General features: G+C 54.6%; 12 protein-coding genes and 1 pseudogene. 5 read left to right on the forward strand and 8 right to left on the reverse strand.

Features of this window, described 5'->3' with window-relative positions; genetic code table 11:
• Positions 1–616: universal stress protein (locus Q363_RS26170; protein ID WP_035356668.1), on the forward strand; the 616-nt coding region annotated here is incomplete at its 5' end.
• Positions 617–972: 356 nt separating this feature from the next.
• Here Q363_RS26170 and Q363_RS26175 read toward each other — a convergent pair.
• The 7 genes and pseudogenes from Q363_RS26175 to Q363_RS26205 form a co-directional block, all read right to left on the reverse strand.
• Positions 973–1908 carry a tyrosine-type recombinase/integrase gene (locus tag Q363_RS26175; protein WP_051979352.1) on the reverse strand — a complete coding sequence of 312 codons (936 nt, stop codon included), beginning with the start codon at positions 1906–1908 and terminating at the stop codon, positions 973–975.
• Between the two features lie 129 nt (positions 1909–2037).
• Positions 2038–2592, reverse strand: a complete 555-nt coding sequence (locus tag Q363_RS26180; RefSeq protein WP_051979353.1) for a PDDEXK nuclease domain-containing protein — start codon at positions 2590–2592, stop codon at positions 2038–2040.
• Between the two features lie 586 nt (positions 2593–3178).
• Positions 3179–3841 carry a tyrosine-type recombinase/integrase gene (locus tag Q363_RS26190; protein WP_342667460.1) on the reverse strand — a complete coding sequence of 221 codons (663 nt, stop codon included), beginning with the start codon at positions 3839–3841 and terminating at the stop codon, positions 3179–3181.
• Between the two features lie 6 nt (positions 3842–3847).
• Positions 3848–4024: pseudogene (locus Q363_RS45960) on the reverse strand (tyrosine-type recombinase/integrase); the annotation flags it as partial.
• A 486-nt stretch (positions 4025–4510) separates the two neighbouring features.
• Entirely contained in the window at positions 4511–4948 is a 438-nt protein-coding gene (locus Q363_RS26195; RefSeq protein WP_157467580.1) for a hypothetical protein, read from the reverse strand.
• Entirely contained in the window at positions 4924–5604 is a 681-nt protein-coding gene (locus Q363_RS26200; protein ID WP_035356673.1) for an AAA family ATPase, read from the reverse strand. The genes Q363_RS26195 and Q363_RS26200 overlap by 25 nt, the downstream gene beginning before the upstream one ends.
• A 120-nt stretch (positions 5605–5724) precedes the next feature.
• Positions 5725–6330: a hypothetical protein gene (locus tag Q363_RS26205; protein ID WP_035356674.1), complete on the reverse strand. Its 606-nt coding sequence runs from the start codon at positions 6328–6330 to the stop codon at positions 5725–5727.
• Positions 6331–7386: 1056 nt separating this feature from the next.
• Here Q363_RS26205 and Q363_RS26220 point away from each other — a divergent pair.
• The 3 genes from Q363_RS26220 to Q363_RS46865 all read left to right on the forward strand — a co-directional run bounded on the left by Q363_RS26220 (position 7387) and on the right by Q363_RS46865 (position 9603).
• A complete protein-coding gene (locus tag Q363_RS26220; RefSeq protein ID WP_051979355.1) occupies positions 7387–8406 on the forward strand; it encodes a replication protein RepA in 1020 nt (339 codons plus the stop codon).
• A gap of 622 nt (positions 8407–9028) precedes the next feature.
• The gene (locus tag Q363_RS26225) at positions 9029–9355 is read left to right on the forward strand and encodes a hypothetical protein (RefSeq protein WP_211256356.1); all 327 of its coding nucleotides are present in this window, start codon (positions 9029–9031) and stop codon (positions 9353–9355) included.
• Positions 9356–9402: 47 nt separating this feature from the next.
• On the forward strand, positions 9403–9603 hold the full coding sequence (locus Q363_RS46865) for a type II toxin-antitoxin system HigB family toxin (protein WP_035356680.1): 201 nt from the start codon (positions 9403–9405) through the stop codon (positions 9601–9603).
• Positions 9604–10406: 803 nt separating this feature from the next.
• Here the strand turns inward: Q363_RS46865 and Q363_RS26235 are convergent.
• Complete coding sequence (locus tag Q363_RS26235; RefSeq protein ID WP_035356681.1) at positions 10407–11942, reverse strand: replication initiator protein A; 1536 nt, start codon at positions 11940–11942, stop codon at positions 10407–10409.
• Positions 11943–12671: 729 nt separating this feature from the next.
• Here Q363_RS26235 and Q363_RS26240 point away from each other — a divergent pair.
• Positions 12672–13352, forward strand: a 681-nt coding sequence (locus Q363_RS26240; protein WP_035356682.1) for a hypothetical protein, incomplete at its 3' end; no start/stop codon positions are given.

Genomic DNA, 13352 nt, shown 5'->3' on the forward strand with positions numbered 1-13352 from the left:
GACAGTCGTTGCCTGCTCCAGAACAATCGAGCTGATTGAGAAGATCGCCAGCGAGCAAAAGGTCAACCTGGTCGTCGCAGGTTCGAATGGTGCAAGCGGGCTCAAGCGGCTGTTACTCGGATCGGTTGCAGAAACCATATTGCGCAAGGCAGCTTGCCCGGTCCTCATTGCAGGGCCGCATTGCCATAGCGAAAAGCATCCACTCCGGTCTATTCTGTTCGCCACCGATCTCGAGACCACCGGCTTGCGTGCGGCCCAGTATGCCACAGCTCTCGCGGAGCGCGGCAGAGGTCATCTCACCCTACTTCATGTAATGGACAAAAACCAGAAAATCCGCGACATTCAGTCTGAGATCATCGAGAAGAACCGCCAGCAACAGCTTGGCAGCCTTCTTCCTGCCGATGTCGACCTCTTCTGCACACCCAAACTCCGTTTGGAGTATGGTCCGCCGGCCGAAGTAATCTCAGCCGTCGCGGAATCGGAATCAGCGAGCCTCGTTGTAGTTGGGCTGCGCCATCGATCCGCTCTCGCCGACCACGCTCCCTGGTCAACCTTGTCTCATATCATCCGTGAAGTGAAATGCGGCGTGCTCGGTGTTCGGAGCCATCTGCCCTGATATCTCAAGAAGGTCTCCATATTAGACTAGGTCCCATCGCAACAGACCATCGCGGCTCTCCGAGACATTCAAATGCATCTGGCCCAATCTGCATGTCGCATCCAGATCCGGTAGCACCTGCGGCTTGGGCGCTCCGATCTCAGCAGGGCTCGACTCGCGAGAAAGGTAGAGAAAGAATGGGCCGGTACTTCGACATCAACCTACCTCTCAGCATCTCATTCCAGTGCTGATCGTGTAGCAGTGACAATCACAACAACAAGAAACGCACTCGCCTCAATCCACACATCGGTGGGATGCGAACTGAGGTAGAAGAAAAGAGGAACAGCAACCACTGTGAGCAACGTCACAACTATGCATTACAAACCTAGATTGTCGTTCACTGCGACAGCAATGTCCTGCTCGGACCCAAGATAGCGCTCCGTCGTCTGAATCGATGAATGACCCAGCAGGAACTTGATTTGCTCCAGGTCGCCGCCGTTTTTGCGGCAGAGCTTCGCGCACGTCCGGCGTAGATCGTGGGCGCCGAAGCGTTCGATTCCAATCTGCTTTGCCGATTGCTCGACGACCGACCAAATCGCCCAATCGCCCAACTCATCCCCAATCAACTTCCCGCTCTTGGAAAGCGGTCGCAGCAAGCGGCCGTCCTCGATCTTGGCCGCGATCATCCAGGCGTCGATTCCGTGCTTGACCCAGATAGGAATTGCCACGGTTCGGACTCGGCCGCCCTTCCCACAAAGATCGGGCAAGACCCATCGCCCCTCCCGCATCTCGATACCGTCAACGTCCAGACTGGCCAGCTCCTGCCGCCGCAGAGCGCAGCCCAGCAGCAACGCCAAAATTGCGTAGTCCCGCTTCCCTTTGATCTTGGAGCGGTCAGGGACCGCGAGGAGCTCCTTGGCCTGCTCCCGCGTTAGCCAGTTCCCCACCCTGGTTCCCTTCTGGGAGAGGTTGGGAACGCCAGCAAGGTTGGCGGCCTCTTCCGCGCCGATGATTCCGTTGTGCTGCGCCTCGCCGATCAGCTTGCGGACGGCAGACAAACGCACGTTCACGGTGGAGGCGCTCAGCTTCTTCTCCAGCATGGCGGCACGGTACTCCATTAAGAGGGCGCGGGATAACGGCTGCTTTCGCTCCTGGCACAGCGCGAAGACCTCATCCAGCGCCTTGGCATAGTTGCGCTTGGAGTGGTCGGACGCGACGGAGTTCAGTACCATGTCCCGCAAGGCCTGGAATGCGGCAGCGCGATCAAGCGGAGACGCATCCGCCCCATGCAGCAGCGCCAGCGAGGCGCTCATACCAGCGCCTCGGTGCGGGTACGAAAGGTTTCATAAGGGCGATGAGTGTTCAAATCCCAATTTGGCAATGGCCCATTGCCAAATTGACCGGACCGGACGATCCCTCGTTTTCTATTGATACGGAAGGCTTTATTCCTCATCGGGCGGCTCCCTCCGCAACGTCTCTATCTCTGTGCGGAGCTTGTTGACGACCTCCTCGAGGTCCTCGACCGTGGGCAGCTCCTCCTGCATGGGCGCCGGAAGCTCACGGGTCACGTGATACGTCGAGACGCCGATCGGCTGATTGATGGTCTCCAGAGCGAATTCCACGATGGGGCCGCTCCGGCTCTCGCACAGGAGAACTCCGATGCTCGGTCCTTCGACCGGGGTTCGCATCGTGCCGTTCACCGCCGCAAGGTAGAAGCCCAGCTTGCCGGCGTGTTCGGGCTGGAAGGCACCCACCTTTAATTCGAAGACAAAATAGCGGTGCAAGCGGACGTGGTAGAAGAGCAGGTCGATGTAGAAGGTCTGCCCGTCCACAGTTAGCGGGACTTGGCTCCCCACGAAGGAGAAGCCGCGGCCCAGCTCCAGAAGAAGGTCGCGAAGATGGATCAAGAGTCCCCGCTCGATCTCCCGCTCCTTCGCCGCCTCGGTCACCGTCAGAAAATCGAAGTTGTAGGGATCTTTGAGGATCTGCTCAGCCATATCCGACTCTGGCTGTCGTTTTTCCTTTACTAGTAGAATGCTTTTATTCATTTCAAAGCACTTGCATGTTCCCGTAACTAGTAGAAATGTGCCGTAAGTGGTAGAAATATTCCTTTACTTGTAGAACAATCGGACATGCAATTTACAGGGCCGCAAAGTCACTATGCTGGATGCAAAGCTGCTTCCGACGTCGGCTGGCAGACAGCTGCTAAGCGAGCCGATGCGATGGAGAAACTGGTCGACCGCAAGGTCTTCAAGGCCCGTGCCGCCCGCTGGAGAGCCGACCTGATCTACGCATGGGTTCTACTAGTTTGAGCAGTTTGAGCCCTTTTTCTACTAGTTACGGAACAGGATTTCTACGAGTTAAGGGTAATAATCGTCGGCAAAAGGGCGTTTTTCTACTAGTAAAGGAAAAACGACAGTGGGGCAAGCTGACTCATGAATGCTCAATTCTTATTATTGTCTGTTTTAGTTAGCTCTCGGAGATTGTGGAACAGATCTTACGTTTCTTGGAGGCTTTCATTCGCCTTCTCTATTTGCGTGGCGATGAGCTCTCCCATATCCTACCGGCCCGCCACGCCTTATCTTAAAGCCCCAAATTATCGTTCACCGCAATCTCTATATCCTGCTCCGATCCCAGATAGCGTTCTGTAGTCTGGATCGAGGAATGCCCGAGCAGGAACTTGATCTGCTCCAGATCCCCGCCATTCTTGCGGCAGAGCTTGGCGCAGGTACGGCGGAGATCGTGGGCACCGAAGTGCTCGATCCCGATTTGCTTGGATGACTGTTCCACTACCGACCAGACCGCCCAGTCGCTCAGGGTGTCGCGGTTGATCTTCCCGCTCTTCGAGATCGACCGCAGCAGTCGGCCATCTTCGATGCCGGCCGCGGTCATCCAGGCGTTGATGCCCTGCTTCACCCAGATGGGGATGGCGACGGTGCGGATGCGCCGGCCCTTGCCCTCGAGGTCGGCCAGGACCCAGCGCCCCTCCCGTTGCTGGATGGTCGCGACGTCGAGCTCGGCCAGCTCGTTCCGCCTGAGGGCGCAGCCGACCAGCAGTGCCAGGATCACGTAATCGCGTTTACCCTTTAGCGTGGCGCGGTCGGGGACGGCCAACAACTCTTTGGCCTGCTCCCGGGTCAGCCAGTTTCCCAGCCGGGTTCCCTTCTGGCTCATGTTGGGGACCTCGGTCAGGCTGGCCGCCTCCTCGGCCCCGAGCATGCCGTTCTTCCGCGCCTCTCCGATCATTTTGCGGACGGCGGAGAGCCGGACGTTTATAGTGGAGGGCGAGAGCGACTCCATGGCCGCCCGCCACTCCATGAATAAGGACCGGGAGAGAGGCCGGCTGGCACAGAAGGCGAACAGGTCGTCGAGCGCTTTGGCATAGTTGCGCTTGGAGTGCGGCGACGGGACCGCGTCCAGGACCAGCTTCCGGCGGTACCGGCGCCAAAATGAGCTGGTTGGTCATAAACTGATTTTACCCCTGACAAATGACCTTGTCGTGGATTAAAATGAACATTATAAAAGACTTAGATATTGTCAGCCACTATAGGCCCCGGTCACACCGCATTGAAGTTCCCATGACGATCGGAACCTGTTCCACTGGCTGCTGCTGATTTTCAGAAATTCATAATTACTACCCGGCATGACTAACCACGGGTGTGGACACTACTAGGCCGCGAGGTAAAGGCAGGCGGGAAATCCCTGTTCATGCTGGGTGCGCTGATGGCGGGTATGACATGCATGTAAGCAGATTGAAGTGCAAGGGTAGTACCCTCGTTCAACCAGGATCGGCTCCTCCACGCCGGATTTAAGGTCGGCTACGTTGTGTGTCTACGGATGGCAAATTACTCTAAATACGGAGCATCCCACCGCGCCACTGGCGAACGGGATGCCGCGCACTGGGTGCTCACCCCCTTAGAGTAACTCCCAGCCCTCCGGAGGTGTCAGATTGAGACCACGAACCAGACTCAGGTTAACAATAGACTCCTTCGTAATGTCCGAATAGCCCCTCTCGGCAAGGTCGCGAAGAGTCTTATTGATGGCTTCGTCTATGAAATCATCGATTCTGGTGTTGAGCGTGACTTTGACGCGAGGCCGCTTCTGTTGTGCAGTGAGCTCTCCCAGGATTCCGCCGGATAGTGCACTTCCCTTCCCTGCTTTCACGCGAGGGGCTACTGCCGGTTTTTCGATGGGAGCCTCCGGTATGGGTGCGGCGGCTTCGACCTCAGCCGGGCGCTCAGGAACCGGGCTCGCAGGGTCACTCGAGAGCATTATCTTATCCAGCGCATCATTTAGATTGCCAGGTCCAGGCTTACCAATTACGGCCATCATGCCGTTACCGCGTGCAGACATGCGGCTACCTCCTCAGTCAGGTTAGTGAATTCGTTGCAAGATACGCCACGGCGACGGCCATACTCGAAAACGGTCTTTCCGTCTGAGTAAGCGCGAACCATCTCAGCGCGGTTAGAAATCTCCTGATCGGCGATGATGGTACTCACGCCCTCCATTTTGAAGAACTCTGCTGCAGCTGCCTTAGCCTCTTTGCTGTAGGCGTTATTGCCGGGAAGCTTTCGGCTGATGACAATCATGACCTGCAGTTCATTCCGAACTTCACTTATGTCGTGAAGGATAGGCATGAGTTCTTCAGCGGCATCGAAGTCGCAGAAGGACGGCTGCACAGGCACGATGACGAGATCGGCAATTCGCAGCGCAGAACGCGTGACATTAGAAGCGCCAGCTGGACAGTCTACGATACAGTGATCGAAGCCGCCCGCTTGCATGAGCTGCGGGAGACGCGCATGGATGTCAGGTTGTGCGCCACCGACCAAGACATAGGGCGGGTCGCCTTCCTGCCTCCTACGAAAGTGTTTGTGAGCGCTAGCGCCAGGGTCAGCGTCCACGACCAGCATCTTGCCGCCCAGCTCCCGCTGGAGCCCATGCGCAAGGTTGACCGCGATCGCGGTCTTACCCACGCCGCCTTTCTGATTTGCCGTCACGATGATAGACATGAACCCACTATAGGGCGCAGGCCTGCGGATTAGAAGTAACGCGCGAGGTTCCCCAAGCTGTCACCGTTGCGTGGTCGCATGCACGCACGCTTGCACGCAGCCCGCCACGCAGGCGAGTAGTCAGTCTCCCTGGAGAGCCCCCGTGAGCTCGTTACCGGTTTCAAGTCCGCCTGCTTCCGCCCCTGAAGTGATTCGATTACGAAAGCCATCGGGATCATTGGCGAGGGCCATCGCAAGTTCATACAACAGTTGGCACACCGCCACCGTCATCTCGTCGGGCTTTCCGGAAGACACCTGAATTTCGATCCGGCCCGCACCTATATAGATAGAAGAGGGAAGGGAAGCGCAGGTGGCTCGGAGGACCTCTTCGACGATCGGGAAACTGAACGGCTGACGGCCTTCTTTCGCCATCGCCTCCCGGAGCGCTCGAACCTCTGCCATGCTCCTGGAGACTTCGGTGTTGGTCTCCCTCTGTCGCACAAGTTGCCAGGACTCGTCCTGGGAGATTCGTTCGGTCCAGCGGAGCAGGGAAGTGCGATCGATCAGAACAGCAGAACCCCTACTTGCTTTCGGGGCTCCTGCCTGGGTCATGAGTTCATTGGCTGCGCGACGTTGAAGCTGGAAGAGCTGTTCGATGGCCGCGCGGTCGAGTTGTTTGGACTTCATCTGACGGAGCACGTCGATAATCTCTTCGGCTCGCGGCAGCCAGCTTCGCGGCATCGCCATAGGTTCAATCTTAAAACGGAATCTCGTTGGAGTCTTGAACAGAGACAGCAAGGTGCTTAGGGCGATACGTCTCGGGAGTCGCGACAAACAGCTCGCCGTCCTCGAAGGAATCTTCGGGAAGTTCAAGACGAGCTGCTTCAAGTGTGTCGTGGACGGAAAAACTCCTATACGAGATCCCGATCAAACCATCTGTACTGGAGCAGTAAACAGGAGAGTGGCGAACGATCGGAAACTTGCCCTCGGCAACCAATGCCTTGGCCCGCTCGCAAGCATCGATCAACGGATTTTCTGAACGCGACTGAGCAACGCCATCTATAGATCGTTGCTATCGTTGCTATATCCAAAACAACCAGCCTCAAACTCTTCATGTTCCGCTCTAAGGTCCACCATCGTTGTCTCTCCTCCCAATCAACCTACAGACCTGACCTTGCTGTTTGTGGAATTACTCCTAATCTTTGGTGTTGTCACTGCGTCGATATGCATAGACCATGCCCGTCCATTCGGATTCACCGAAAGGACCATACAGCGAAGTCAGCGATAAGACAGGGTCGATGTTTTTGGGCACATAGTTTTCGTATGTGCAGCGATCGGCGGGCTCCTGGTCGCCATAGACAATTTGCCAGTCCACGAGCACCCACGATCGCCCATCGGAGCCCTTTACTCGATGGGCGCGGTCTGATGCACTCCTCGCACGCTTCATGGGGTGCTATCTTTTTGTTTCGGCAGGGAAGCGTTCACGGGGTTTCGTTGTCTGGCATCCACAATGGGTCCTGACTCCTTTTCAATACCGATCTACAGAGCAGGCACCTGACTGGGGACTCCAGTTTGACCTCGAGGGCGATGACGAGGAATCAAACCTCGAACAGATAACAACCGTGTGTGAGGTCGCGTGTGTGCTTGCACGCACGCCAGCGTGCAACGTTGCGTGCACAATATGACCACCTCTCCCTGAAATTCACGGATAAAAAAGTCGAAGAGGGTACCCACTTATGTACCGGCGGATCTTACTGAATTTTGACTTATTGCTCTACGGTAACGTTATTCGACGGAGAGGGAATGGCAGCAGACAACACGAGCATTCTTCGGCACGTGAGAAAAGGTCCCACCTCGACGACGGGTGTGGCTGGAGAATGGTCAGCCCCTCGGCCAGGTGCCCCCATCTCCCCCGAACGACTGAACGAGCTGATAAGGGTAGCTCAGTCTATAGAGGACGAGGACCCCTGGACGGCTGACGCGGTCCGATACGCCAGTCGCATCCAGATTAGCCTGCCTCATTCGAACCGGAAGATCAATCAGTTCGAAAACTACGTCCACCAAAACGGCACACGCCGCCTGGAAGTGAAACCCGACACTCGGTATGGAATACCTTATGGATCGCTGCCGCGCCTTATCCTTTTATGGGTCGCGGACGAGGTCCGGCATAAGAAATCTCCCCTGATCTTCCTGGGCGACAACCTAAGTGAGTTCATGGAGGAGCTGGAGATTGTGCCGACCGGCGGGCGGTGGGGAAGTATCACCCGACTCCGGGATCAGATGCTACGTCTCTTCAACGCCGACATCCGCTTTCGTGACACAGGCAGTGACGGTGAGGACGCCAGGCTGTTTTCGGTCCAGAAGCATTCGCTCTGGTGGAACCGCCCGGTCGATGCAGCCCAGTCTGATCTATGGGAGTCCCAAATTCTTCTCACCGACGCCCTGTTCGAGGAACTCCTCGTCAACAGCTCTCCTGTGAACATGAAGGCTATCAAGGCGATGAGACGCTCGCCTCTTGAATTAGATATCTACTGCTGGTTAACGTATCGCATGAAGTATTTGAAGCGCCCTTTGTTCCTGTCTTACCAGGATCTCGGGGACCAGTTCGCCGCCGGATACGACAAAACCAATCCTTACAACCTGAGAGACAACCTCGACAAGGCCCTCTGGGCCGTCCTCAAGTTATATCCGGCTTGCCGAGTCCAGCCGCGCTATCGCCAGAGAAGGGTAGAGGGGTGGCTCCTCCAACCCAGCCCGACGCACGTACCATCGAGCCGGAACCAGCCGGAACTCCCGAAACCTAAGACAAAATCATCGAAGTAATCCTCATCGGTCCACGCATAAAGACTAGAATTTGCGACCGGGGTATTCCCCTGTTAACTCAGGATTTGCACACATAAGGACTATAGATTCGGGATCCATTTACGCATAAAGACTAGAACGTCCTGCGCATAAGAACTATAAAATTCACGCATCGGAACTAGAGAAGTCACGCATAAGAGCTATAAATATAGCTTGCAACTGATTGATAATAAAAGATATTTCTTTGCGCTCTTTAAAGGGTCTTGTATCCTTCCTTTATCTTCTGCCTTTACTCAAGTGAGACTCGTATCTTTACAGGGGCAGACCAGTAGCAGCGAATGCACCCTAGATAAATCAACAACATAGCACAGAAATACAGCACCGCAATACCGCATGGCTGTATCGCGCTAGTGTATTGCGTGGATGTATTGCCCATACGTGTTGCACCTTAACATTGCACTGGTGTATCTCATTCTTTGTATTGCATTGGTTTATTGCTTGAAAACATTTGTTTTTTCAGTGAGATGGTCGGAAGTGTGGCCTGCGGTACTTCATAGAAATACATGCAGAAAGTAGCCGGAAATGTGCTACATTTGCGGGCATGGACTTCCAGTTCAAACCACCCGATCCCAAGGTCACGTCGATGACTTTTGCCAGCCAGCTGCTGAGCGGTCTTAAGCAAAAGATCGACGACACCAACAACAGCAAGGAGCCCCTTGCATCAGTAAGCTTTCGTCTGGACCCTGAGTTGTTGAAGGATTTCAGGAACGGGTGCAAGCGCCATCACATCCCTCAGTCGCGAGTCCTGGTCGCGATGATGGAAGCGATCGTGCCCATCATGCTGGCCGACCCCACGCCACCGCCTCCTTCAGTCCAACCAGAGGACCTCCAGCGCTTCACAGAGCTGCTTCGTATGGCGCTCCCCCAGATTGTGAACTCTCCGGGTTCCCCGACAAACGGATCAGGCTGACAGCGGGCAGTGAAGGGATTTAAGTCACACACCGGTAAGTCCGCAAAATGTTCCCGGACGCTGATGCTGTCGACGACTACGTCATATTCAACCTTCGGCGGACCAGATACCGCATCATAACCGTCACCCATTACTCGAGGGAAATGGGTGTAACTCTAACCGCAGTAAATATTTACATCCGTTCGTTGCTTACGCATAAAGAGCACGACAATCGAAATAATTGCGATAAGGAGTTCGGGACAAAATGAGCAGAGTGCTAGCTAATCCAGCCGAAATGATCCATCTCGGCGCACCCCACCTCATCCACTCCGACTAGGAGCTTGCCGAGTACACTTCCGCGCTTTTCAGGCTTACGGCTAAATCCGACACAACTCGTGACGAAGACTAGGCGATCGAGCTCATCGAGCGCTACGAGGAAGATAGGCAACGGTGAACCCAGTCACGGCCCTGCGCTACCTGATGGATAGCCATGGCTTGAGTCAGAAGGCTGAGTTTGGTGTCGAGAGCACTGTGTCTCTGGTGAAGTCAGGATGCGTCAGATGACTCGCGACCACATCGCTCGCCTCTGCAAACGATTTGGAGTGCCGCCCACTGTCTTTTTCGGATCTTGATTTCGAATTGAGTAAAGCTTGGCGAACGGCTTGAAACGCTTGGGCAACACATGGCATCTCGTTTATTTTGTTATTAATAGGCGCCATTGGTCATCCGTTGCACTACGTTATTCAAAGTGCGTGCGTGGGATGTCCTTGGATGAACTATCCCTGATGACTGCATCAGCCGTCGAATGCATGAAAAAAGACAAAAGTATCTCCCCATAAATCCATCCTATTGATTAGGTATTTCGCTTTAAGTGTTTGATCAAAAATCACTTAGTTGATGCATGATCGAAGTGCAAGCCCTCTTTAGAAATATCATGTTCCGTGGGCATTCCGGCGAGTGCGGAGTTTGGGAGCCAAAATGTGCTGCCGGCTGATGGTCTGCCCCTATATCGCAGCTATATCGTAGAGTCGCAGCTATATCGCAGCAACGTTGGGGAATAGTAGGAATTTGCTCAGTCTGCCTGGAAGAGGTCAATCTGTCCGTTTTGCGACTGCCATTCCTCGAAAGAGGGAAGAACGAGACCGTCGCGGATCTCTTTCATGATGAGCTGCAGTGCGAGGTTCCGATGCTGGGCAGCAGGTACGCGCCGGAAGAACGTGTCGCCTTTATTATTTCTCTTGATGACTTCGGAGAGTTTAGCTTCGAGTTCATCGCCAGAATAGCGTTCGGCCAATGCTTCTTGACGTTTGCCGTCTACCCAGCGCATGTAGGCCGCTTCCAAAGCCTGTCGCGCCTCTTCCTTAGCACGATCGTGCTCAGCGGCTTGCCGCATCAATTCGCGCCGGCGGCTGCTGATGAACCCATTAGGGACGGGAAGATCTTTCTCCAGCGAGTAGATGATAAGTCCGGCAGGGTTCTCGACGCCGTTTCGTTTACCAGAATTCATCTGCGTTTCGAGGTACTCGACCGTATCGCAGACCAAGTCAGCGCCGAAGCGCTCGACTAACGCCGCGCACTTCACGGGCAAGATGCCATGTTTCTTCAGGAGCTGGATTGCCTCATCTTCCGGAGAGGAGGGAAGCTTCGACACTTCTGATTTAGCGGCTGGCAATTCTCGCTGCTCCGGATATGATTCCCGTAGAACGCGCATCAACGCAGGACCAGGCGCAAGTACGATCTTGTACCCTTCTTTGCTGGACATGGGCTGCACGTCCCATTTGTCCAGGTACTTGATGTTCACGAGCTCATTCAGCGCGAGACCCATGGTCGATTTGATCTTCGACAGATGAGGGTAGACCTGCACGTTGAGCAGATTGCACAACTCGGCATAGTCTTTTTCGACCTGCCTCCCCTGGCTAGCATGAAACCAGAGATGCAGATTGCCAAAGATACCCTTCGCAGTCGGTCGCGTAAGCATCTTATACGCATTGAAATCTTCGGGGATGACGTACCGCTGATTGAGGTTCTCAATCAACCACTCTTCGAGCATCACCTCGTAATGTTCCTGCCTATCCGTTCCATTGAGATTGCTCTCCCCGGTCCGCTTAAACGAGCGGAAAACGTGCAGCACTTCATCCGAGTAAACCTTTTTCGCAGCGCGATAGACCACCTTCTCCGAAGTAATCGTGGTATCGGTCATGCGCTTACCCCAGCGCACAATCTCTTCGTAGATCTCTCCGTTGCGCGACAGGCCCAGCTCCTGAATCATGCGATAGCCGCTAAAGCGGATCGGATTCGCAATCTGACCAGTTTTGACGCGTTCTTCACTGAGTATCTTCAGCAAAGCAATGAACTTGTCTCGATCTGTCGTAGAAGGAAGTCCAAGCTGCTCCGAGCCGCGGAATTCAGCCGCAACTTTGACTTTGTGCCCATTGCGGAAAACGACCTGCTCGATGCGCCGTGATGTGCGGTTCTTGTCGCGTGAATCATTGGCGCCAAAGAATCCGATCTGCAGCAGATTCTTTTCGAAACGAACCAAATCAGGATCAACAGCAACAGGCAACAACGGTGCTGAACGTTCCGTTTTGTGGGCCAGTGATTTTGACATCGAGTGAACTGTTGTTGCTTGGTGAATACTATAAGAAAAGCAAATACTTTAAAAACGCTTTAAGTACTGTAGGCTTTGGCAAGTACCTGTTGTGCCTATGTTTACGCCATAATCTTTGCCAGCACACCTCTCTATCTTTGCCAGCACACCTCTCTACAGCTGCCAACACACCTCTCCGTACCTGTGCCAGCGTTCCTCTCGCTCTATGCCAGCAGACCTCTCTATTCTGCCAGCGAGCCTCTCTATTTGCTGCCAGCGGACCTCTCTATTCTGCCAGCGGACCTCTCTATGTTGCCAGCGGACCTCTCTATGTTGCCAGCGGACCTCTCTATGTTGCCAGCGGACCTCTCTATGTTGCCAGCGGACCTCTCTATGTTGTTCCCAGATCCAATCGGGACCTGTCTAGCGCACTCCAGAACCCCTCTTTTTGCCAGCCAACCTCTCTAATTCGGGATTTTTGACACCCAAATTCGGCGAATTTCAACTGACCGAGAGGTACGCTGGCAAAACACTGAAGGGTAGCTGCTGGAAAACGCAACGGAAATGCTGCAAACAAATCATTTAGGTCGATGGCGTGCCAGCCAACCTCTCTATTAATCGCCTTGATTCCACCTTAGAGAGGTTGGCTGGCACAACTAAGAACAAGTCATACCTGATTTCGCGGCAGGCACTGAGGTTTAGGGAGCTTCTTACACACAAATATGTGTACAGCTTCGATAAGATGATGCCATGTTGCGAGCCAGCTGGGGCAAAAGGATTCTTGCTGTTTTCGGTGTCATCTTCGTAGTCCTTGGAAGCACTTACTTTTACCTGATTTCGCCGCACGACAGCTCCGCTTCCCCTGAGTCCGCAGAAGGCTTGCTCGACAGGGCCGATACCTTAGCCTGGGGAAATCGCTGGGCAGATGCACAGCCTTTGTACGCGAGAGCGCAGCATTTGTTCGATGCTCAAAAGCAACGCTCCAAAGCGCTGTATGCCGAAGTGAGCCAGGTTCCACCTGACGAATCGGGAAGTGTTCCGGGCAAAATCTTCCAACTGACCCAAGACTTGGAAAGGCCGGAAGCTCAAGAGACCGAAACAAGGCTCCGTATTCTTACAATCCGGGGAATGCTAGAGACGAATTACGACGCGGCACAGGCACGGTCTACATGGGAGGAAGTAAAGGCCCTTGCATTGAAGCAACGCCATCTCGAACTTGCCTCACGAGCTGAAGGCGAGCAGGGCATCGCCGCTTTTATCCTGGGCGACACGGATACAGCTAAGAAGCAGGTTGTGCGAGCGTGGGGACTTTCAAAAGTCGAACACGATCCCGCCGCGACCGTCCGCTATGCAAGCGCCTTCGGAGCTGGACTCGTGCAGCTCCGTCGCTACAAAGAGGCGCTTACTCCGCTCGATCAGGCAATCAAGATT

This window comes from Edaphobacter aggregans DSM 19364, from assembly GCF_000745965.1.
Classification (GTDB): Bacteria; Acidobacteriota; Terriglobia; order Terriglobales; family Acidobacteriaceae; genus Edaphobacter; species Edaphobacter aggregans.